Annotated in this window: 23 protein-coding genes and 1 tRNA gene; 15 read left to right on the top strand and 9 right to left on the bottom strand. The window is 48.3% G+C overall.

What is annotated here, in order from left to right:
• The first annotated feature begins 9 nt into the window (after window positions 1-9).
• From gmk to hisG, 11 genes are read left to right on the top strand one after another with little or no spacing between them, the layout of a single operon-like run.
• Complete coding sequence (gene gmk / locus A1sIIA65_RS03475) at window positions 10-882, top strand: guanylate kinase (protein WP_095676192.1); 873 nt, start codon at window positions 10-12, stop codon at window positions 880-882.
• A 37-nt stretch (window positions 883-919) separates the two neighbouring features.
• Window positions 920-1,180: a DNA-directed RNA polymerase subunit omega gene (gene rpoZ, locus A1sIIA65_RS03470; RefSeq protein ID WP_017955438.1), complete on the top strand. Its 261-nt coding sequence runs from the start codon at window positions 920-922 to the stop codon at window positions 1,178-1,180.
• 19 nt (window positions 1,181-1,199) lie between these two features.
• A complete protein-coding gene (coaBC, locus tag A1sIIA65_RS03465) occupies window positions 1,200-2,384 on the top strand; it encodes a bifunctional phosphopantothenoylcysteine decarboxylase/phosphopantothenate--cysteine ligase CoaBC (RefSeq protein WP_095676191.1) in 1,185 nt (394 codons plus the stop codon).
• Window positions 2,385-2,388: 4 nt separating this feature from the next.
• Entirely contained in the window at window positions 2,389-3,579 is a 1,191-nt protein-coding gene (gene metK, locus A1sIIA65_RS03460) for a methionine adenosyltransferase (RefSeq protein WP_095676190.1), read from the top strand.
• A gap of 16 nt (window positions 3,580-3,595) precedes the next feature.
• A complete protein-coding gene (locus A1sIIA65_RS03455) occupies window positions 3,596-5,467 on the top strand; it encodes a primosomal protein N' family DNA-binding protein (RefSeq protein ID WP_095676189.1) in 1,872 nt (623 codons plus the stop codon).
• Window positions 5,468-5,479: 12 nt separating this feature from the next.
• Window positions 5,480-6,040 carry a peptide deformylase gene (gene def, locus A1sIIA65_RS03450; RefSeq protein WP_095676188.1) on the top strand — a complete coding sequence of 187 codons (561 nt, stop codon included), beginning with the start codon at window positions 5,480-5,482 and terminating at the stop codon, window positions 6,038-6,040.
• Window positions 6,041-6,946, top strand: coding sequence for a methionyl-tRNA formyltransferase (gene fmt, locus A1sIIA65_RS03445; protein WP_095676187.1), 906 nt, complete (start codon window positions 6,041-6,043; stop codon window positions 6,944-6,946).
• Entirely contained in the window at window positions 6,909-8,294 is a 1,386-nt protein-coding gene (locus A1sIIA65_RS03440; protein ID WP_223298489.1) for a transcription antitermination factor NusB, read from the top strand. The genes fmt and A1sIIA65_RS03440 overlap by 38 nt, the downstream gene beginning before the upstream one ends.
• 9 nt (window positions 8,295-8,303) lie before the next feature.
• The gene (gene rpe / locus A1sIIA65_RS03435; RefSeq protein WP_095676186.1) at window positions 8,304-8,969 is read left to right on the top strand and encodes a ribulose-phosphate 3-epimerase; all 666 of its coding nucleotides are present in this window, start codon (window positions 8,304-8,306) and stop codon (window positions 8,967-8,969) included.
• 2 nt (window positions 8,970-8,971) lie between these two features.
• Window positions 8,972-9,235, top strand: coding sequence for a phosphoribosyl-ATP diphosphatase (locus A1sIIA65_RS03430; RefSeq protein WP_095676185.1), 264 nt, complete (start codon window positions 8,972-8,974; stop codon window positions 9,233-9,235).
• 18 nt (window positions 9,236-9,253) lie between these two features.
• Window positions 9,254-10,099 (top strand): ATP phosphoribosyltransferase, encoded by an 846-nt coding sequence (gene hisG, locus A1sIIA65_RS03425; protein WP_095676184.1) that lies wholly within the window; start codon window positions 9,254-9,256, stop codon window positions 10,097-10,099.
• Here hisG and serB read toward each other — a convergent pair whose 3' ends face one another.
• Window positions 10,100-11,302 (bottom strand): phosphoserine phosphatase SerB, encoded by a 1,203-nt coding sequence (gene serB / locus A1sIIA65_RS07050; protein WP_095676841.1) that lies wholly within the window; start codon window positions 11,300-11,302, stop codon window positions 10,100-10,102.
• Between the two features lie 82 nt (window positions 11,303-11,384).
• On the opposite strand from serB, the gene A1sIIA65_RS03415 reads away from it, so the two are divergent.
• A complete protein-coding gene (locus A1sIIA65_RS03415) occupies window positions 11,385-12,173 on the top strand; it encodes an ABC transporter ATP-binding protein (protein WP_095676183.1) in 789 nt (262 codons plus the stop codon).
• The gene (locus A1sIIA65_RS03410; RefSeq protein WP_095676182.1) at window positions 12,139-12,783 is read left to right on the top strand and encodes a uracil-DNA glycosylase; all 645 of its coding nucleotides are present in this window, start codon (window positions 12,139-12,141) and stop codon (window positions 12,781-12,783) included. The genes A1sIIA65_RS03415 and A1sIIA65_RS03410 overlap by 35 nt, the downstream gene beginning before the upstream one ends.
• Window positions 12,784-12,839: 56 nt before the next feature.
• Here A1sIIA65_RS03410 and A1sIIA65_RS03405 read toward each other — a convergent pair whose 3' ends face one another.
• Together A1sIIA65_RS03405 and yczE are read right to left on the bottom strand one after the other, a co-directional pair.
• Window positions 12,840-14,276, bottom strand: a complete 1,437-nt coding sequence (locus tag A1sIIA65_RS03405; protein ID WP_095676181.1) for an NCS2 family permease — start codon at window positions 14,274-14,276, stop codon at window positions 12,840-12,842.
• Window positions 14,277-14,378: 102 nt separating this feature from the next.
• The gene (yczE, locus tag A1sIIA65_RS03400) at window positions 14,379-15,047 is read right to left on the bottom strand and encodes a membrane protein YczE (protein ID WP_095676180.1); all 669 of its coding nucleotides are present in this window, start codon (window positions 15,045-15,047) and stop codon (window positions 14,379-14,381) included.
• A 22-nt stretch (window positions 15,048-15,069) separates the two neighbouring features.
• On the opposite strand from yczE, the gene A1sIIA65_RS03395 reads away from it, so the two are divergent.
• Window positions 15,070-15,804 (top strand): DUF554 domain-containing protein, encoded by a 735-nt coding sequence (locus tag A1sIIA65_RS03395; RefSeq protein ID WP_095676179.1) that lies wholly within the window; start codon window positions 15,070-15,072, stop codon window positions 15,802-15,804.
• Here the strand turns inward: A1sIIA65_RS03395 and A1sIIA65_RS03390 are convergent.
• From A1sIIA65_RS03390 to A1sIIA65_RS03370, 5 genes are all read right to left on the bottom strand, one after another.
• Window positions 15,797-16,837, bottom strand: coding sequence for an NAD(P)-dependent alcohol dehydrogenase (locus A1sIIA65_RS03390; RefSeq protein WP_095676178.1), 1,041 nt, complete (start codon window positions 16,835-16,837; stop codon window positions 15,797-15,799). The genes A1sIIA65_RS03395 and A1sIIA65_RS03390 overlap by 8 nt on opposite strands.
• Window positions 16,838-16,866: 29 nt before the next feature.
• A complete protein-coding gene (locus tag A1sIIA65_RS03385) occupies window positions 16,867-17,511 on the bottom strand; it encodes a thymidine kinase (protein WP_095676177.1) in 645 nt (214 codons plus the stop codon).
• A 37-nt stretch (window positions 17,512-17,548) separates the two neighbouring features.
• Window positions 17,549-19,402, bottom strand: coding sequence for an acyltransferase family protein (locus tag A1sIIA65_RS03380; RefSeq protein WP_095676176.1), 1,854 nt, complete (start codon window positions 19,400-19,402; stop codon window positions 17,549-17,551).
• Window positions 19,402-19,929 (bottom strand): adenine phosphoribosyltransferase, encoded by a 528-nt coding sequence (locus A1sIIA65_RS03375; RefSeq protein ID WP_095676175.1) that lies wholly within the window; start codon window positions 19,927-19,929, stop codon window positions 19,402-19,404. The genes A1sIIA65_RS03380 and A1sIIA65_RS03375 overlap by 1 nt, the downstream gene beginning before the upstream one ends.
• Window positions 19,930-19,953: 24 nt before the next feature.
• Window positions 19,954-20,037 (bottom strand) — tRNA-Leu (locus tag A1sIIA65_RS03370).
• A gap of 140 nt (window positions 20,038-20,177) precedes the next feature.
• On the opposite strand from A1sIIA65_RS03370, the gene A1sIIA65_RS03365 reads away from it, so the two are divergent.
• Window positions 20,178-21,473 (top strand): M20/M25/M40 family metallo-hydrolase, encoded by a 1,296-nt coding sequence (locus tag A1sIIA65_RS03365; protein ID WP_095676174.1) that lies wholly within the window; start codon window positions 20,178-20,180, stop codon window positions 21,471-21,473.
• On the opposite strand, the gene A1sIIA65_RS03360 is transcribed toward A1sIIA65_RS03365, so the two are convergent.
• Entirely contained in the window at window positions 21,470-22,417 is a 948-nt protein-coding gene (locus A1sIIA65_RS03360; RefSeq protein WP_095676173.1) for an aldo/keto reductase, read from the bottom strand. The two genes, A1sIIA65_RS03365 and A1sIIA65_RS03360, sit on opposite strands and share 4 nt — an antisense overlap.
• Window positions 22,418-22,436 lie beyond the last annotated feature (19 nt).

Here is a 22,436-nt window from a genome sequence, read left to right as displayed (position 1 = left end):
ATTTCTCCTATGGGCGCACCTCCACAACTGACTCCGGAAGAACGTTCTCGCGCTTTAGCGAAGGCAAAGCAATCGCGTCAAGTGCGCGCAGGCGTTAAATCACGCGTCAAGTCCGGAGAGATTTCTATTTCTGATGTCATCACTCTTGCACAGAGTGATGAAGCGGTTGCAAAGATGCGAGTGCTCGAACTCGTTGAGTCGATGAGTGGCGTTGGAAAGATTCGCGCCAAGACGATTCTGGAGAGACTTGATATATCACTCACGCGTCGAATTCAGGGTCTTGGAAGACATCAGCTACAGGCACTTGAAAAGGAATTCATCCAACGCTCTGCAATCGAACCTGGAAAGCTCGTAGTTCTCTCTGGGCCCGGCGGTGTTGGAAAGAGCACTGTGGCAAAAGCTCTTAAAGCCTCATCACCATTCTTTGTCAGTATCTCTGCAACAACTCGTGCTCCTCGATTTAACGAAGTAGATGGCGTTGACTACCACTTCTTCTCTCAAGAGCAATTCGATGCTGCAATTGCATCCAATGAATTCCTTGAGTGGGCTGAGTTTGCTGGCAATCGTTATGGAACTCCTCGCAAAGCAGTGGAAGAATCTCTGCGCAGTGGTAAGAGCGTTCTTCTTGAGATTGAAATATCGGGAGCAAAGCAGGTAAAAGAGAAGGTTCCCGAAGCAATTCTGGTTTTCCTTGAACCTCCAACATGGGAAGAGTTGGTATCGCGCCTTGAAGGACGTGGAACTGATAGCCCTGAACGAAGGGCAGCTCGTCTGACCCTTGCCCAAGAAGAGATGGCTGCAGCCTCATTCTTCGATAAAGTGCTCATAAATGACCAGGTCGATGGGGTAGTGGCATCCCTGATAGAATTCGCGTCTGCCTAGCTAGGCTTTTTCACCTCTACGATCTATTGGAGTACTCATGAGCGCACATATGGATGGCATTACAAATCCACCAATCGATGAACTTCTCGATAAGGCTGGCTCTAAGTACAGCCTCGTGCTCTATGCAGCAAAGCGTGCTCGTCAGATCAACGCCTATTACTCACAGCTCGGTGAAGGCCTTCTTGAATACGTTGGACCACTTGTTGATACACACGTTCATGAGAAGCCACTGTCAATCGCACTTCGCGAAATTAACGAAGGCCTTTTGACAATCGAAAATCTAGAACCAACTGCCTAATCATTAGGTAATACCCACGATGCAAGGTTTCGGCCGCGAAGTTATTCTCGGTGTTGGTGGGGGAATCGCAGCATATAAATCGTGTGACCTTTTGCGTCGTCTTCGTGATCATGGCTATGCAGTCACTGTCGTTCCAACACCATCGAGTTTAAATTTCGTTGGGGCAGCCACATGGGAAGCCCTTTCGGGTCGCAAGGTCACAACGCAAGTTTGGGAAAGCGTTGAAGAAGTTCGACATGTATCCCTGGCAAAGGAATCAAGCTTTATCATCATTGCGCCTGCAACAGCAGATTTGATTGCTCGTATTGCAGCAGGGCGAGCTGATGATTTACTCACCAATGTTGTGCTTGCATCTGATTCACCCATTTTGATTGTCCCTGCGATGCACCCTGAGATGTGGAAAGACCCCGCAACAATGGCAAATGTTCAGACCTTACGTTCACGCGGTTATCACGTGATGGATCCTGACGTCGGTGCCCTCACATCAGGTGATGTTGGCCAAGGAAGATTTCCTGAGACTTCTCGAATTCTGCAGGAGTTTGCATCAATTACTGGATCTCACGCAGACTTACTAGGAAAGAAGGTATTAGTCACAGCTGGTGGAACGCGCGAGGCAATTGATCCAGTGAGATTTATCGGTAACCAATCCTCCGGTAAGCAGGGCTATGCAGTGGCTCGTGCGGCGTTGCAACGCGGTGCACAGGTAACCCTCATTGCTGCGAATACGAATTTGCCTGATATTGAGGGAGTACGCACAATCAAAGTCGAGAGTGCAACGCAGATGCTCCAGGTGCTTGAAAGTGAATTTTCACAATCAGATCTCCTTGTTATGTCAGCTGCAGTTGCAGATGCACGACCCTTGCAGATAGCAGACTCGAAGATTAAGAAGAGTGACTATAGGAATATCGCACTCGTCGAAAATCCAGATCTACTACGAACTATTGCATCAACAAAGAAGAACCAGATAATTGTCGGATTTGCTGCTGAAACCTCTGAAGATCTCGATTTGGCACGAGAGAAGATGGTTGCCAAGGGCGCCGATATTCTCTACCTCAATGACATCTCAGCAGGAGATATCTTTAATAGCGAGACGACCCATGGATTTATCCTTGCAAAAGGCAAGGAACCATCGAAAGTGTCGCAGACCACCAAGGACACGCTAGCTCACCAACTACTCGATGAAGCACTTCTTCAGTTAGGTTAGGACAATGTCAAAACGCCTCTTTACATCAGAATCAGTGACCGAAGGTCATCCAGATAAGATTGCAGATCAAATCTCAGATGCAATCCTTGATTCACTCTTGGAGCAAGACCCTACAAGCCGCGTTGCCGTGGAAACACTGATCACAACAGGTCAGGTTCATGTTGCAGGTGAAGTGACAACTAATGGATACGCAGATGTCATGGGCATCGTTCGCGACACCGTTATTGGAATAGGCTATGACTCATCGGTCAAAGGCTTTGATGGAAATAGTTGTGGTGTATCAATTTCGATCGGTCAGCAATCTCCTGATATTGCACAGGGCGTAGACGATGCATTTGAACACCGTGTGGCATCTGCCGCTGATCCACTTGATCTTCAGGGTGCTGGCGATCAAGGACTTATGTTTGGTTACGCATGCGATGACACGAAGGAATTGATGCCACTACCTATCTGGTTGGCACACGAATTAGCACAGCAGCTCTCAAAGGTACGTAAATCTGGAGCTCTTCCATATCTTCGCCCTGATGGTAAAACTCAGGTGACAATCGAGTATGACGGCGATAAGGCTGTTGCACTCGACACTGTTGTTATTTCGAGTCAACACGCGGAAGAAGTTGATGTTCTTAAACAATTAACTCCTGAGATTATCGCCCAGGTTATCGATCCAATATTGGCAAAGATTGATCTGCCACGTAAGGATATGAAGACGTTGATTAACCCAACAGGACGCTTTGTTATCGGTGGCCCAATGGGAGATGCAGGACTCACTGGCCGCAAAATCATCGTAGATACTTATGGTGGAATGGCTCGCCACGGTGGTGGAGCTTTCTCTGGTAAGGATCCTTCAAAGGTTGACCGCTCTGCAGCGTATGCGATGCGCTGGGTAGCTAAGAACGTTGTAGCTGCAGGTCTTGCTCGTCGTTGCGAAGTCCAAGTTGCCTACGCAATCGGTAAGGCTCAGCCAGTCGGTGTCTTCGTTGAAACTTTTGGCACTGAGACAGTTCCTGTGCAGAAGATTCAAAATGCAGTAACTACTGTCTTTGATCTTCGTCCTGCTGCGATTATTCGCGACTTGAATTTGAAGCGCCCTATCTATTCACAGACTGCTGCTTATGGTCACTTTGGCCGCGAGCTTCCTAATTTCACATGGGAAGCAACTAATCGCGTTTCAGAGCTCCAAGCAGCTGTTAAATAGCAGAGCGACTTTATCTGTGGCACTCACGCGGCCACTTCGACTCAAGTCTGAGGTAGCAAAACTTCGACCTGAAGCTAGTTCATCATCTCTTCCCATTGCACGTGTGTGGGTTGATTCAGGTGTCTTTCATCTAGACCAGGCTTATGACTATTTGATTCCAGATAATCTCTCTTCTTCCGTTGGTACGGGAATTCGCATCCAAGTTCCTTTTCACGGTCGAGAGGTAGAGGCTCTAGTCCTCTCAAGAATTGCGATTTCAGAATCACCGGTATTGAAGTCAATTACGAGAGTTATTTCACCGCATAGCGTGGCAACTGTTGAATCTCTTGCCCTCATTGAAGCAGTTGCAACGAGATGGGCTGCCCATCCGTACGACATTCTGCGATCGGCTATCCCACCTCGCGTTGCTTCTATCGATAAGCAGAGCTTTCTCGAGGTGGATCTGCGCCCATCGGGTAGTAAGGCCAAGCGCACCTATATTCAAATTCCACCTGTTGTGGATCGCTTTAAGTTCATCGAAACGCTCATTACACAGTCATCATCCCAAGGCTCAACGTTGCTTGTTCTACCTGATTCAAACTCTGCCAACCGACTACAAAAAATGATTCAGGGTTCCATTCTCCTTGATTCCTCACTCGAAAGATCAGAGCGTTATGACAATTTTCTTCGCATACGCAACGGTAGGAATCTGATCGTTATCGGCACTCGCAGTGCGATATTCGCACCGCTTGGGGACTTGTCTTCCATATTCGTCATCGATGAAGGTTCGGAGAACCACTACGAGGTACGAACCCCAGGGTGGAATGTCCGGGATGTGGCCATCTTGCGTTCTATGCGGGCAAATATTTCGTTAAATTTTGTCGGGTATTCACCGAATTCTGAGATTGCACGTCTGATTGAATCTAGATGGATTGACTACTCATCATCTATACACAGAGTCAACGTCGCATCATTTCAACAGACACAGGGAGAGCTTCTGCCTAGTCGGCTGATGTCTGAGATTCGAAAAGCGATGAAGGTGGGGCCAATCCTCTTCATCTCACCACGTAAGGGTTATTCCCAAGCAATAACTTGTTCCAAATGCAGGAATATTGCAATGTGTGAGTGTGGAGGAAAGCTTTCTCAGAGGAGTGCGCAGTCTCCTGTCTCGTGCGTTATCTGCGCACAGTCAATAAGTGAATGGAAGTGCACGTGGTGTCAGGGCACAACTCCTTTCCTACTGGGACGTGGCAGCGATCGCTTTGCATATGAAATCGGTGCAGCGTTCCCAGGGACTCAAATAGTTCAAAGTTCTGCCGAGAGCATGATTGATGAATACAGCGAGGGGACAGGTTTTGTCATCTCCACACCAGGGGCTGCACCCCTCGCACCAGATGGATATGCAATGGTGGTAATTCTTGAGGGGGAGAGGTTCTTCACGCAATCTGATATTCGTGCACATGAACGTAGTCGCGAGCTCTTCTTCGCTCATTCTGCCTTAGCTTCACAATCGGGAATCGTTGCATTGGTAATGGCTGGGAACCATCCAATAGTTGGAGCATTATCGGCATGGAAGCCTTCACTCATTTCTCAGCGAGAACTTCGCGAGAGGTTGGAAGTTCAACTTCCCCCTTTCACACGCGCAATTACATTGGATATTGTCAATTCGGAATCTCAATCACTCTTGAGAGGGTTGAAGAAATCACAAGAGGATGGTCGTCTTCCTTCATCAACAACCATTCTGGGTCCGTCTCAACTTAAGGGCGATACTGATCGCATTGTTATTTTGACTCCATTAAATGATGGCGAAGAACTCATCTCTCTTCTTCATGAGTTTCAGCGGAGGAGAAGTTCTTCTAAGAAGACGCTCGCCTCCATTCGCATAGATCCGTATTCGCTCTCTCGATAGTAGGATATGCACATGTCCATCAAGCCAATTCGCCACTTCGGAGACCCTGTCCTTGTGACACCGGCATCTGAAGTTATTGACTTCGATAAGGAGTTGCGAGTGCTGGTCAAAGATCTGACCGAAACGATGCTTGATGCTCCTGGCGCAGGTCTTGCGGCCCCTCAGATCGGTGTTCCACTTCGAGTTTTTGTCTGGGATGTCGATGAAGCACTTGGACATCTGATCAACCCAACCCTTGATCTGAGTGAAGAGATGCAAGAGGGAGATGAGGGCTGTTTGAGTTTTCCCGAGTTGCTCTATCCAACCCCGCGCGCCTTTAGAGCAGTCGCTAAAGGTTTCAATATCCATGGTGAACCTGTCACGATTGAAGGTACCGAACTTCTTGCGCGAGCACTACAACACGAGACAGATCATCTTGATGGCATTCTCTTTATTGATCGACTTTCTGAAGAAGATCGTAAATTAGCGATGAAAGAAATCCGAGAATCTGATTGGTTCGGCATGGCAGATGCTTTGGGACTACAGCCACAAATCAAAGTCTCTCCGCATGATCCATTTGGCAGAGGGCTGTAGTTGAGAATTATCGTTGCTGCAACCCCTGGTGTTGCAGTCCCAACATTAAATTGGTTATTGAATTCAGAGCATGTTCTTGCTGCCGTCATCACGCAGCCGGATCGTCCTGCTGGACGTGGTCGAGAGCTTAAAGGCTCTGTTGTCTCACAGTGGGCTTATGAGAACTCTGTCGAATGCTTTAAGCCGCAAGACCTCGCCGAGACTGCCCTTCTTGTTAGAGACTGCGACGTACTTCTCACGATTGGTTATGGAGTTCTACTACCTACAGAGATTCTCACACTCCCTCGCCATGGATGTCTCAACCTTCACTTCTCACTTCTGCCTCGTTGGCGAGGAGCAGCGCCTGTGCAACGTGCGATTGAGGCAGGAGATTCACTCTCTGGCGTGACTGTCTTTCAATTAGATGAAGGTATGGATACTGGCCCGATATTTTCAACAAAGAGATTCGCTTTAGACACTGACATTACAAGTGATGAACTCCTTATTGAGTTAGCCGAGCTTGGTGTTGAAGCGGTGATGGATTCTTTGCAGGCGATTACTGATGGTAAACGGCCTACTACGCAATCAGGTGAAGGTGCTACAAAAGCTTCCAAGATTACAAAGCAGGAGTGCGAGATTGATTGGAGTCTCTCTGCGCAGGTTATCTCCCAGAAAGTTCGAGCCTTCACATCAAACCCTGGGGCGTGGACGCGTTTTAGGGGAGATACGCTCAAGATTGATTCAGTTTCTTTAGAAGATTCTTCACTGAAACCAGGAACCTTACATATTGTCGATAAGAAGCTCATTGTTGGAACAGGAAGTAATGCATTAGCGATTGGATTCCTTACACCTTCGGGAAAGTCTCGCATGGAGGCACTTTCCTGGATCAATGGAGCACGAATCACAGATGGCGAATATTTTGGTTAAGGCGCGTAGGGATTCATTTAAATCACCAAAGCCAGATGCTCCACGCGTTCTTGTCTATGACATCTTCTCTGAGGTAAACCGACGTGGGGGATATTCAAACCTTCTTCTCCCGGGGGCGCTCAATGCGAGCAACTTTGATCAACGCGATAAAGGGTTTGTGACAGAGCTTCTCTATGGAACTTTGCGCATGCAAGGTCGTCACGACTACATACTGGCTCAAGTATCAGATCGACCATGGAGTGAGGTCGATGAAGGAATCGTCGATATTTGCCGATTAGGCGTGCACCAACTCTTCGAGATGCGAGTAGCAACCCACGCTGCAGTCTCAGCAACCGTTGAGTTAGCACGCAAGGTCATTGGAGAATCCAAAGCATCGTTCGTCAACGCCATTTTACGAAAGGTGAGTGCGAAGACTCTGGAGGAGTGGCTTGAGCCAGTCTCACTCATCAGTGATCCTGTTACTCGCCTCTCTATCCAATATTCGCATCCTGAATGGATTGTCTCTGCCTACTTTGATCTACTCAAAGACTTCCATCGCGTTGAGGCAGAGCTAGCTTCCAACAATGTCCCAGCCATGCCAACACTTGTCTCATGGCCCGGTTCTTCAACACAAGAAGAATTGGTAGCAGAAGGTGCGGTGGCAACTCGCTATTCACCGTATGGGGCAAAGTTTGATGGTCCGCCTGGGTCCCTAGATCTCATTCGTCACCGTAAGGCTGGTGTTCAAGATGAAGGATCTCAACTGGTCGCTTTAGCTTTCTCTCGAGCTACCCAATCAGCAAAAAATGTTCTTGATCTCTGTGCTGGTCCTGGCGGAAAGGCTGCACTTATCTCTCATATCTGCGATGTTGAAGGTAGAGATTTCGTAGCAAATGAAGTTTCAGAAGCGAGAGCAAAGCTTGTTAAGAATGTAGTGGGTAAGTTTCCAGTCTGGGTTGGTGATGGCAGGGAGATTTCTTCTCATAATCAACTCTTTGATGCGATCATTGCCGATGTTCCATGCACCGGACTTGGTGCACTTCGCCGCCGCCCAGAAGTGAGATGGCGCAGAACGGTTCAGGATCTGCGAGCCCTCACTGAATTGCAACGTGAACTATCGGAGGCAGCGATTGCAACTCTCGAAGTTGGCGGAATCTTTGGCTATGCAACCTGTAGCCCTCACTTTGCTGAGACATTTGGGCAGGTGAAGATTATTCTTAAAGGCCATCCTGAGCTAGAGCAAATGGATGTTTCACCATACCTGCCAACAAACCTTGACGGAGCCGTTCGTGATGGATGCATGGCGCTATGGACTAGCGTCCATGACACGGATTCAATGTTTCTGGCACTGTTCAAGAAGAGCGTTTAGGCTTATCCAGTGAGTTCACATCTCCGTATAACACCCAGCATTCTCAATGCGGATTTTTCTCAATTAGATAGTGAGATCGCCAAGATTGCCTCTGTCAGTGATTACATCCATCTTGATGTGATGGATGATGTCTTTGTTCCAAACTTTACCTTCGACTTTGATGCAGCAACCAAAATCATCAAGAGCTCACCTATCCCTATTGATTCTCATCTTATGGTGGCCGATGTCGACCAAATCGCAATTGATTATGCACAAGCAGGTTCTGCAAGTGTGACCATTCATGCCGAAGCCACCCACGATATTCGAGCGACGCTCAAAGGAATTAGATTCCATGGCGCTCGTTCAGCTCTTGCCCTTAAGCCTGGAACTGAGATTGATGGCTATGAGAGTTACGTGGACGAGGTGGATATGTTTCTGATTATGACTGTTGAGCCAGGTTTTGGTGGTCAAAAATTTATGGAGTCGATGATGGAGAAGGTACGCAGAACAAGGAAGTTAATCGGTTCGCGCCCTATCTGGCTTCAAGTCGATGGAGGAATCTCGCTCGAAACTATTGAAATTGCAGTAGAGGCAGGGGCAGACACATTTGTCGCAGGTAGTGCGGTCTTTAAAGCAGAAGATCCTGCACAGATGGTTATTGCCCTACGGGAGAGAGCGCTCTCCAGTAAACTCTAGCCATGAAATCATTCGATGCGCTCTGGAGTGAGCTTGCTACAAAGGCTGCGACCCGACCAGAGGGTTCTGGAACAGTGGCAGCTCTGGATGCAGGTATTCATTCGATTGGTAAGAAGATTCTCGAAGAAGCTGGTGAAGTCTGGCTTGCAGCAGAACATGAGTCAGATGAAGCTTTGGCTGAGGAAATCAGTCAGCTTATCTACCATCTTCAAACGCTCATGCTCGCACGTGGTCTAACGCCAGATGACATCTATAAGTATCTTTAACAATTGCTAGGGGAGACGATGTTAAGAATTGCCGTACCAAATAAGGGCTCGTTAGCCGATTCCTCTATCGCTATTCTCAAAGAGGCTGGATATAGACAGCGCACAGATTCTCGGGACTTAGTTCTGGCAGATCCTGATAACTCTGTTGAGTTTTACTACCTAAGACCACGTGATATCGCTATCTATGTGGGATCTGGTGAGTTGGAAGCTGGAATCACCGGTCGCGATTTACTTATTGATTCAGCAGCGCCAGCGGAAGAAGTTCTCGCACTCGATTTCGGAGGATCTACCTTTAGATTCGCAGCACCTTCTACAACTTCATGGAAGCCAGCTGATATCGCCGGCAAGAGAGTTGCTACCGCCTATCCAGGTTTAGTTGAAAAGCACCTAAAAGATCTGAAGATTTCCGCATCGGTGGTTCGTCTAGATGGCGCAGTAGAAAGTAGCGTCCGCCTTGGAGTTGCAGATCTGATTGCAGATGTGGTGAGTACCGGTAACACCTTAAAGCAGGCAGGTCTTGCGGTCTTTGGAGATCCCATTTTGGTTTCAGAGGCGATTTTGATTAAACGTGCTGGCTCTGTTCTACCTGCAGGACTCGAAATTCTTGTGCGACGTCTTCAAGGTGTTGTGACTGCACGTCAGTATGTTCTTCTGGATTATGACATTCCTACATCTGGACTTGATAAGGCGTGTGCGGTAACACCTGGTCTTGAATCTCCAACAATTTCACCGCTACAAAAAGCGGACTGGGTTGCAGTGCGCGCCATGGTTCTTCGTAAAGATACCAATCGACTTATGGATGAACTCTGGGCACTCGGAGCGCGTGGAATTCTTGTCACAGATATTCACGCCTGCCGACTGTAATTACTTTCGCTTAGCCCCAGCTTCTTCAACTTCCTCGCGAGTAATTCCCAAGAGATAGAGAACTGAATCAAGATAGGGAGCACTGACAGAGCTATCGGCTGCAGCTTTCACAGCAGGTTTTGCATTGAAGGCGATACCTAAACCTGCAATAGAAATCATGTCGAGATCATTGGCGCCATCGCCGATAGCAATAGTCTGCTCGAGTTGAACTCCTTCAATCTTGGCAAAATCTTGCAAAGCTGTCGCCTTTGCCGCTCGATCAATGATGGGATCAAGAACTTTTCCGGTTATCTTGCCATCGATAATCTCAAGAGTATTGGCTCGATAATGCACGATTCCCAACTCTTTGATCAGAGGCTCAATCACTTGCGTGAAACCTCCTGACACAACAGCCACGCTATGACCTAGTTGGTGCAGCGTCTTCACGAGAGTGCGAGCACCTGGAGTTAACGAAATTTCACTTTGAACTTCACTAATTACTGAGTCAGGAAGCCCTGCAAGAAGAGCTACTCGAGCTTTGAGGCTCGCTTCAAAATCCAACTCACCACGCATTGCAGAATCAGTAATCTCTTTTACCTTCTCTTGTGCACCAGACTTGTGAGCAAGTAGTTCAATAACTTCCTGTTGGATGAGAGTCGAATCAACATCCATGACAACGAGTTTCTTGGCCCAGCGCATCAATCCGCCAGGGGAGACTGCGATATCAACGGAGTGTGTAAGAGTTACTTGCGCTAAACATTGGCGAATCTTGGTTTGATCAGCTCCTGAGACGATAAACTCAATGGCAGTTATGGGATAGCTGGCTGTGCGATGAATGCGCTCAATATTTCCACCACGGGTTGCGATTGCAGCAGCGATTGCTGCGATGGTTGCAGGTGCAAGAGGGTTACCGAGTGCGACTACATGAACAAGACCAGATTTTGCTGCAATCGTTGATTGCCCTTGTTCTTGGAAAGATGTGGCGATATCCACATCCAATTTCTGCGCACAAGCTTCCAAATCTTCCTCAATAGATTGGGCATGAGCAGGGTTGAGAGAGATCAGCACGGTGAGGATCAAGCGCTCACGGATTACCACCTGTTCAATGTCGAGAACGGTGATGGCAAACGGTGCGAGTGTGTCAAAGAGAGATTGTGTGATTCCTGGGCTATCGATACCTGAGACGAGAATTAACCCCGTAAATTGACTCTTCTCATCGCTCATATGGCGCAGGTTATCGCGAATCACTTCACCAAGAGAGAGAATTACGAGTGATTTCGAGCAAGACGATATATCTTTTAGCCCTATGAGTAGCCAACGCGTCCTTGAATTACGGGATGTTTCTGTGCGTCGCGGAGATCGCACGATTCTTGGCCCCCTGAATTTCGCAATCGCCGAAGACGAACGCTGGGTGGTCCTGGGTCCTAACGGGGCAGGTAAATCAACCCTTCTACAAATAATGGCTACGAGAATTTTCCCCACACAGGGAGTTGTGAAGGTTCTTGATAAAGAGATGGGGCGCGTTGATCTGTGGGAGCTTCGAAACCGAATTGGAATCTGCGGCACCCTCATCTCCGAAGATATTCCTTATGGCGAGAAGGTTCGTGATGTTGTTCTGACCGCGGCTTATGCAGTTTTAGGTCGTTGGAATGAGGCTTATGACTTATGGGATCAGTCCCGCGCTGTTGCTCTGCTAACTACCTTCGGTGTGCGCGATATGGCCGATCGAGATTATGGCACCTTAAGCGATGGCGAGAAGAAGAGAGTGCAGATTTCTCGCGCTCTGATGGCAGATCCTGAACTGCTCCTTCTCGATGAACCAACTGCCGGTCTTGATCTTGGTGGTCGCGAGGATCTCTTAAAGCGATTCTCAGATTTTGCATCCGATCCGCTAGCTCCTGCTTCAATTTTGGTCACTCACCACATCGAAGAGATTCCAAGTGGCACTACACACGCACTCATCCTTAAAGATGGTGTCGCTGCGGTTTCAGGTCCTATCCATGAAGTGATTACCTCTGAGCATATGTCGGCTGTCTTTGAACTACCTATGGAAGTACGAAATGAAGGATCACGTTTCTTTGCGCGTGCACTCTAGCTGGGATCCGATATTTAAGCCGCTTCAAGGACAGATCGATTCAGTTATGCAGTCTCTTGAAGATGAAGAGTGCGCACCACCTAAAGAATCTATATTTGCAGCCTTTCAGATGGAGCTTTCATTAGTTCGCTGTGTGATTGTGGGACAAGATCCTTATCCAACACCGGGTAATGCGATGGGACTTGCCTTTTCAATCAATGCAAACGTCAGCAAGATTCCAGCGAGTTTGAAAAACATATTCTCTGAACTAGAAAGCGACCAAGGTATTGCATCTCCCGCTTCCGGTGATTTATCTTGCTGGATGCAATCTGGGGTATTGCTATTGAATCGTGTTCTCACAACTCGTGCGGGGGAGTCCAACGCTCATGCAACCTATGGATGGCAGAAGATTACAGATCACATAGCGCAAGAGCTCGGTAAGCGTGGGGTTGTCGCAATATTGTGGGGGAAACAAGCACAGGAACTTTCTCGATATTTCCCATTACGTGTTGAAGGAGTGCATCCGAGTCCACTCAGTGCCTATCGGGGATTCTTCGGCTCTCGTCCATTTTCACAAGTAAATGAACTGCTCACATCAAGTGGCTGCACTCCAATCGATTGGTCTCTCTAAAGCAGAAGGTCCCCGCCTCACATTGAGACGGGGACCTTCTGTATGAATTGAGTTACTTAGCCAACCCAGGTGTTGATTGGTGAAGTCAGGAAGTAAATCATGAATAGACCCGATACCAAGAGCATCAAAGGATGAACATCCTTGCGACGACCTTGGATATAACGGATTACAACGTGAGATACGAAGCCTGCGCCAATACCTACGGAGATGTTGTATGTGAATGGCATCAAGATGATTGTGAGGAATGCAGGAATCGCAATTCCGTAATCTTCCCAATCAATTCCCTTGATCTGTGTCATCATCAAGAATCCGACGATAACCAGAGCTGGTGTTGCAGCCTCATAAGGAATGATTGCTACAAGTGGCGCGAGGAAGGTAGTCAGCAAGAAGCAGACACCCGTCACTATTGATGCAAGCCCTGTGCGAGCACCTTCACCGACACCTGCTGCCGATTCAATGTAGCTGGTGTTAGATGAAATGCTTCCAACTCCGCCACCGACTGCTGCAAGTGAGTCAACAAGCAAGATGCGGTCGTTATTCGGAATATTTCCATCGCGATCAACAAGTCCTGCTTCGTGCCCAATCGCCGTAACTGTTCCGACTGTGTCGAAGAAGTCTGAGAGCAAAAGAGTGAAGACCAAGAGAATCATGGTGATCAATGGAACGCGATCGAGTGAACCGAAGAGATTGAACTGTCCGAAGAGACTGAAATCTGGAGTTGCTACAACCTTCTCTGGCATCGCTGGAACGTTAAGTCCCCAACCCTTTGGATTTACCTTGCCAGTTGCTCCATCAAAGTTAGGACCAATCTTTAGCGTTGTTTCGATAAATACTGCGACGATTGTGGAAACAACTATGCCGATCAAAATTGCGCCCTTAACCTTCTTGACCATCAAACCGATGGTGAGGAAGAGTCCAAGTGCGAAGACGATGATTGGCCATCCGACAAGAGTTCCTCCATCGCCAAGAGTTACTGGAACTGGTCCAGAACCTGTGCGGCGAACGAAACCAGCGTCGACGAGACCGATCAAAGCGATAAAGAGACCGATACCGACTGAGATTGCAATCTTGAGCTGTGCAGGCACTGCCTTAAAGACAGCTGTTCTAAATCCTGTGAGAACAAGGATGGTGATGATGATGCCTTCAAGAACAATAAGTCCCATCGCATCAGCCCATGTCATCTGCGATGCAATGCCAACGGCTACGAATGTATTGAGTCCTAGACCTGTTGCAAGAGCCATCGGGTAATTACCGACAAGACCCATGAGGATCGTAAGGACACCAGCCATGAGAGCTGTCATCGCCGCAACGAGAGCTAGGTTAGGAGCATCTCCGCCACCGATGAACTTGCCATCAGCATCTTTTGCAAGACCGATGATGAGTGGATTGAGGGCGACGATATATGCCATCGTGAAGAATGTAACGAGACCACCGCGAACTTCACGTCCGACGGTTGAGCCACGTTCTGATATTTTGAAGAAAGTATCAAGCATGACGAACCTTCCTGATTTTGGTAACGGGGGTGTTTGCGACCCCGTGTGAAGTGACGGCTCACAGACCGAGGGAAGATGAGATGAGGTTAGTTCAGCAGATAGTTACTTGCGGGTCAGGCGCGCAACAATGCCGAGGAATATCGCCACAGATTGACCAATAAGCAGGGCAAAGAGGGCGGTTCCTATGCCTACGCGCCCACCCATGAGCCAGCCAATAGTCAAAACGACAAGCTCAATACCCATGCGAACGCGACCGACGCGAATGCCGGTCTTGAAGTGGATACCGGTCATAGCGCCATCTCGTGGACCAGGGCCTAGACCACAGGTGATGTAGAGGGCAGAACCTAGACCCACCATCGCAATACCCACGAGAGCGAATACAACTCCAGCCAAGGTGCTGGTCTGTTTCGGAAATATATGAGTTCCGATTTCAATGAACGCTGCAATCAAAACAATATTGGAAAGTGTTCCAAACCCCGGCTTCTCATTAAGTGGAATCCAGATCAAGAGAACAAAGATGCTGATGATTGCTGTGGCCCAACCAATACTTAAGCCGGTCTTATAGGTAAGACCTTGAGAAAAGACAGTCCAGGGAGCATTTCCCACATCACCTTGCACTAGCAAAGAATCTCCGAGACCGAAGATTGCAAGACCAAAGAAGAGGATGGCAACTCGAGAAAGGGATAACTGCCAACGATGGTCGGCACGCCACGGGGTGATGGGAACCGTCTTATGAGGCTTGAAGAAGGCTATGACATCACTGAAATGCATTTGGAGAGTCTATAGTTAAACAATGTTTGCAGGCGTCGGTACGTTGATTAATGTTGTTGCAATTCTCATTGGTTCATCCATTGGAATCCTGGCTGGTGCACGTATCACCAAGAAATCGCAGAGCCTAATCACTGATGTCCTCGGTTTAATTACTGCACTCGGTGCTGCCTCCGCACTCTCTCCCTTGTGGTCGCCAACTTTTGAAGCAGCTCTTCCTAAAAGCTCAGCGCTCCTTGTCATCTTGGCATCGATGCTGATCGGTGGACTCATTGGTTCAGCGCTCTCACTGGAAACGCGGCTTGATGCTTTCGGCGAGAACTTGCGCACGAGATTTAAGGCTTCGCAAGAGAGTCCATTTGTTGAAGGGTTTGTCACCGCATCACTTCTCTTTGTCATCGGCCCTCTAGCCATTCTAGGAAGCGTGAGCGATGGGATGTCTCAGGGGATAGATCAACTCATTCTCAAATCATCACTCGACTTTTTCGCGGCAATGGCATTTGCATCAACCCTGGGTTGGGGCGTTGCAGCATCTGCAATTCCTGTTGCTATCTATCAGGGATTTTGGACGATCATCGGTCTTGCTGCGGGATCAGTCCTGTCGCAATATCAAATTGATGCGATGACAATCTGTGGGGGATTGATGCTCGTTGGAATCTCACTCAGACTCCTGGATATCAAGAGGATTCCAGTGGCGAACTTATTGCCGGCACTTGTTATCGCACCCGCTCTCGCCACCGTGTTACACCTCATTAAATAGTTGAAGCGTCAATCACAAAGCGATACTTCACATCGCTAGCAACTGTGCGCTCGTATGCTTCATTGATGTAGTCAGCCTTGATAACCTCAACATCACTGACAATATTCTTCTCACCACAGAAATTGAGCATCTCTTGAAGCTCTGGAATGCCACCAATCATTGACCCGGCAATTCCACGTCGACCATTCAGAAGTGTTCCCACATTGACCGCATAGGGCTTACCAGGAAGACCGATAACAACGAGAGTTCCATTGAGCTTTAGAAGTGAGATGTACTTATCGATATCAATCTCAGCGCTGACGGTATTGAGAATCACGTCGAATGATTTCGAATGAGTCTTGAATACTGATTCATCGTTGGTTGCTACGAAGTGGTGTGCACCCATAGACAAGGCATCATCTTTCTTCTTGGGAGAGTGTGAAAGGACTGTGACTTCTGCTCCCATAGCAACTGCAAACTTCACACCCATATGTCCCAAACCACCGAGTCCCATCACAGCAACTTTCTTTCCAGGACCAACCTTCCAGTGCTTGATCGGTGAGTACAAAGTGATTCCCGCACAGAGCAGGGGAGCCACGCCTTCGAGTGGAAGATTGGCTGGGATGTGAACTGCATAATCTTCATTTATGACAAATCGATTGGAATATCCACCCATAGCCGGCGTCTTTCCATCACGTTCTAATTGGTTATAGGTACCAGTCATTCCCTCTAAGCAATACTGTTGCAAACCAGCGACACAGTTCTCGCATGTGCGACAAGAGTCAACGAATACGCCAACTCCAATTTTGTCCCCGACTTTGAACTTTGTTACGGATGCTCCAACAGAGGTGACAGTGCCTGCGATTTCATGACCTGGAACCATGGGAAATATGGCAGGACCCCACTCTTCGCGTGCCTGGTGAATGTCGCTATGGCAGATACCTGAATAAGCAATGTCGAGAGCAACATCGTGCGCTCCAACTTCGCGCCGATCGAACTCATAAGGAACCAATGGCTTACGGGCTTCCATAACTGCATATGCGCGTGTATTCATTATCTGCCTATCTATGTTGGAGGTGTGAGCTATTCGGTAAAGGGGAGTGGGTCACTGCTGATATGTCCTGCGCGTGAGGCGCGAGCTGTTACTTGGCGCATATGGTGGCGGCGACAGAGAACTTCATAGGCGATCTCATCACTCTTACCCACATCACCGACAACCACCTGTTCACCTTCTGTGACCATAACGCCATTCACAGTTCGGGCATTATGTGTTGCACGCGAGCCACACCAGCAAAGAGCTTCCACCTGGAGCGTATTCACGCGATCTGCCAGCTCAACCAGCCTTGCAGACCCAGGAAAAAGTTTTGTTCTAAAGTCTGCGAGGATTCCGAATGCATACACATCTATCCCAAGACCATCAACGATCTTTGCGAGGCCATCTATCTGTTCAGGTTGGTAGAACTGGGCTTCATCACAGATGATGTAATCAATACGATCACCCATAGATAGATGCTCAACAACAAATCTATGAATATCGAGTTCTGGCTCAACTTCGATCGCTTCAGATTGCAGACCTAAACGCGAACTTATGACGCCAGTTCCAGCGCGATCTTTATTGGTAAAGATCAATCCAGTGCGACCACGGCTCTTGTGGTTATGGGCGGTCTGCAAGGCAAGAGTCGACTTTCCACTATCCATAGTTCCGCAGTAATAGATTAATTCAGCCACGGCGGCATCTTGCCACTTTTTTGATGGGGATGCTCATTTAGGAGGTTGCGAATACTCCAAGACGAGTCAGCGCCTTTTCAAACTGGGGAGATAGTTTGCGAGCCATTGCAACACTCAGGTGAGAGGAGTCACGATAGACAACGGTGGAACCGATTATTCCTGGACATGAGGGAGTACACAGCCACGGGTTTGGATCTATCTGCTGGTAACCAGATATGAAAATTGGCGTTGAACGTTCAGAGCCATTACATCGGTCGAACTTGCCAGCTGCAATACAGCTTGGAATATCTCTATTTGGGTGAGGAGTGTCAGCGATCGAGATGATGTGAGGAGAAGATCCACGAAGTGAGGACAGAGTCTTTCTCAATCCTTCACGCCACCATGAAGTTCGGTCTGTATATCCAGAAGGAATGTCGAAATATTGCATGCCAGCAACAATGACAGCTTCGGGATTAATTGCCTTAATTCTCTTAAATGCGTAATCGCGCCAGGCGGAGCAGTCAGCGTTCTTGTATTCCCCGGTGTCTACCTTGCGAACGGCAGGACCTGGGCATGCTGACTTGGTGAGGGAGATCAATTCAAAATCCTTCTCCAGTCCTAGTTTTTCAAGTGTGGGCATCCATTGAGCCGCGTGTGAATCACCGAAGAGAACGATCTTGCGCTTGGAACCGATGGAGCCATATCGACATTCTGGAGAAGTTATCTCACCATTATTAACATGGCAATCGTCTTCATACACAATCGGCTTTTGCATCACCTCAGTAAGCGAGTAGATAGTTCCATTAGGCAACTTGATCAAATCAGAATGCGATGTGTAGATACCGAGACTAATGGCAAGGGATAAGGCAGTTGCGATTGCACCACTACGAATAATCGTTGTGGACTTCGGCTGCGAATGGCGCAGAGGCTCTTCTATGAATCGATGAGTGAGATCTGCGAAGAGAAGTGTGGCAAGCACACAGAGGAATCGTTCATAAATACTGAGTCCTCGACCGAGATACACAACAGGCATTACCAAGAGAGGCCAATGCCATAAGTAGAGCGGATAGGAGATCGCACCCAACCATTGAACGATCCGATGGTTACCGATGAGGTTGAGAACCTTTGGCCAGGAATGCACTGCTGCAATTGAAATCGCCGTTGCAGCTACAGGAACAAGAGCTGCCGTCCCCGGAAAAGGAGTGCTGTCGCGAAATTGCAACGTTCCATAGACAAATAAAGCGAGAGCTATCCAGAGATAATTCTGCGAAAACTTGATTCGTGTGGGGATAAAGAGAAGAAGAGCGCCAACTCCGAGCTCCCACGCTCTGGTTGGAAGAGAGTAGAAAGCCCAGATAGGCGCACTCGATGTTTGATAGAGACTAAAGAGAAATGATGCAACAGTAATGAGTGCAACGCCCTTGCCAACGGTTGCGCGACCACCGCGCTTAAAGAGAGCAAATATGATGAACGGCCAGAAGATATAGAACTGTTCTTCTACCGCTAGTGACCAATAATGAATGACTACTGGTGGGATAGCGCTGAGATTCTGATAATCCATCTGCCAAAAAGCAAAGAGGTAGTTTGAAACATAGATTCCTGCCGCCGCGATATCGCGTCCGAGATCTGCTCTCATTGTGGCTGGGTAGAGATACCAAGCTGTAATGGCAGTTATCGCTAGTACGAAGAACGATGTGGGTAGAAGTCGCTTTACTCGTCGTAGATAGAAAGCTCTAAGATTGAGAGTTCCTGAATTCTCCAGCTCTCGTAGGAGCAGCCCGGTGATGAGATAACCAGAGATGACGTAAAAGATATCCACTCCGATATACCCACCACTTGTAATCTTGGCGTGATAGATAACTACGAGAACAGCTGCGAAGGCTCGTAAAGCCTGAATTTGCGGAATACGCATTACGTGATCACCAATGCATGCAGAGGCGCGCCTGGAGCGGCCTTTTCTATACGTTGGCGACCTTGAAGTGCCGGAATTTCCAAGAGAACGATGATGCTTGTGATGGTTCCACCAGCATCGGCAACAAGAGAGATCGCGGCTTCAAGAGTGCCACCCGTGGCAAGAACATCATCAATCAGAGTGACTTTAGTGCCAGGTAGAAATGCATCACGATGAATCTCAATCTCATCGATGCCATATTCCAGGCCATAAGATCGGGCAAAAGTATCTCCGGGAAGCTTTCCTTTTTTACGAATCGGAACAAAGCCAATATTTCTCTTCACAGCTAAAGCACTTGCGAGAATGAAACCTCGGGCTTCGATGCCGATAACGATCTCTGATTCTTGATCAAAGGTTGCAAGCTCTGTGATGACTGCATCCAGGGCTGCCCCATTGGAGAGCATGGGAGTAATATCTTGAAAGAGAATGCCTGGCTTTGGATAATCAGGGATGGCGCGAATGAGAGAGAGTGCGCTGTTCACATCCATTTTGATATCCAACCACCGTAACTGTGTCCGAACGGGGACTTGAACCCCGAATCCCTTGCGAGAACTAGCACCTCAAGCTAGCGCGTCTGCCAATTCCGCCACCCGGACGAGTAACCCGCTCGCTTTAGATTCGAAGTCTAAGCGTTCAGGCCGAAATAACTGGGTAACTATATCTAGCCGTGCCTTCTCGCGCAAAAGTGAGCCGAGCCATGGAACCTATAGGGCGATAAACGAGGCAGAATACGTATATGACTCTCGAAGAAGAAGTTGTAAAGATTTGTCAGGATCTCATCCGCATTCCCTCTGTCAATTTTGGTGAAGGAAAAGGCGATGAGAAGGCAGTAGCAGAGTATGTCGTTGCATCCCTTGCTGAAGTTGGAATCCCTGCAAAGATTTATGAATCTGCTCCGAACCGTTGCAATGTCATAGCCAATATCGAAGGCTCTGACCCATCGAGACCAGGACTTGTTGTTCACGGGCATATCGATGTTGTGCCAGCAAATGCTGCTGATTGGTCTGTGGATCCATTTGCTGCAGAAATCCGTGATGGAATGATTTGGGGTCGCGGCGCTGTCGATATGAAAAACACTGATGCAATGATTCTTGCCATCATTCGTAAATGGGCGCGTTCTGGGTATAAACCACCACGAAACATTGTTCTAGCATTCTTCGCCGATGAAGAAGCGGGCATGACGTATGGCTCTCGATGGATGGCTGCGAATCATCCAGAGGTATTTGCAGGGTGCACTGAGGCGATTTCTGAGGTAGGTGGATTCTCTGTGACCGTCGGAGATGGAAAACGCCTCTATTTCGTCGAAGCTGCGCAGAAGGGAATCCACTGGATGCGACTTACTGCGGCTGGCCGCGCAGGCCACGGCTCCATGATGAATGATGAGAATGCTCTTACTGCGATTTCAGAGGCAGTAGCAAAAATCGGCAGATTTGATTGGCCACAGCGCTACACAAAGACTGTCAAAGTTCTTTTTGAAAGAATCGCTCACGCAACTGGTAAGCCCTATAACGAAGCTGATTTAAGACCGTTGCTGAAGGAGATTGGCCCCACCGCCCGCATGATCGGTGCGACGTTGCAAAATACGGCCAACCCAACAATGTTGGAGGCCGGCTATAAGGCCAATGTCATTCCTGGAAGTGCGACTGCAGTCATTGATGGCCGTTTCTTGCCCGGCTACGAAGAAGAACTCAATGAAACGATCCGATCCATTATTGGGCCTGACATCACTATCGAAACTATCTCGAGAGATATCGCACTTGAGGTTGAGTTTGAAGGCGATCTAGTTGAATCAATGTGCGCTGCCATTACGCGTCATGATCCTGAAGGAGTTCCTGTGCCATATTTGATGAGCGGTGGAACAGATAATAAAGCACTCTCAGAGTTGGGAATCATTGGCTATGGATTTAGTCCTCTAAAACTTCCAGCAGATCTTGATTTTATGGCGCTCTTTCACGGAGTAGATGAGCGGGTACCGATTTCTGGTCTTGAATTTGGAGTCAATGTTTTAGCTGACTTCCTAGAAAACTGTTAAGGCGCAGATATTTCATTGAGTGCATCACGCACGATATCTGGCAATGTGATTTCCTCTGAAGTAAGGATTCCTCGTAGTTGAGCACCCGTTCGTGCGCCAACGATGGCGCTGGTGATGCCTGGCGTATCTCTCACCCAAGCAAGTGCAACTTCAAGGGGTGCAAAACCTAGACCCTCTGCAGCAACTGCAACTGCCTCCACAATACGTTGAGGTTTCTCGCGCAGGTATGGTTCAACATGCTTCACAAAGTGCGGAGCTGCAGCGCGTGAATCACTTGGAATTCCCTTCCGGTATTTACCGGTGAGCACTCCTCGTCCTAGTGGTGCCCAGGCCAAAATTCCAATTCCAGTTTCATCAGCACAGGGGAGTACCTCTAATTCGATATTTCGATTAAGAAGTGAGTACTCGACTTGATGCGTAACGATGGGCGCCTTAGCTGAATTTGTCTCTTGAATAGTTATCGCCCTCGCACTTTGCCATCCTGAGAAATTGGAGATTCCCACATACCGCGCTTTACCGGAGGTATATGCGTAATCGAGAGCCGAGAGTGTGTCTTCCAGTGGATTGTGAGGATCCCATGAATGGATCTGCCAGATATCTACATAATCGGTCTCAAGGCGAGCAAGGGATTTATCGAGTTCTGCAATAAGAGTCTGGCGCGAGTTATTCACGGTGCGCAATCCTTCAGGAAATGTGACTCCAGCCTTGGTGGCAATGGCAACATCATCGCGTTTAAAGAGAGTGCCTATCAGACCGCCAATAACGCGTTCGCTATCGCCATCGCCATACGTGGATGAGGTGTCAATGAAATTACCGCCAGCTTCAATGAATGCGCGACATTGATCCGCTGCTTCATGGGTATCAGTATCTCGACCCCATGTCATCGTCCCAAGACCTAATCGGGAGAGTGAGAGGCCACTCTTGCCTGCTCTTCTCATCTCCATGAGCCAGACCCTAGCAATA

It is taken from the genome of Candidatus Planktophila dulcis, from assembly GCF_002288225.1.
Classification (GTDB): Bacteria; Actinomycetota; Actinomycetes; order Nanopelagicales; family Nanopelagicaceae; genus Planktophila; species Planktophila dulcis.
Note: the sequence above shows the minus strand (reverse complement) of the source record. Positions and strands in the feature narration are given on the sequence as shown.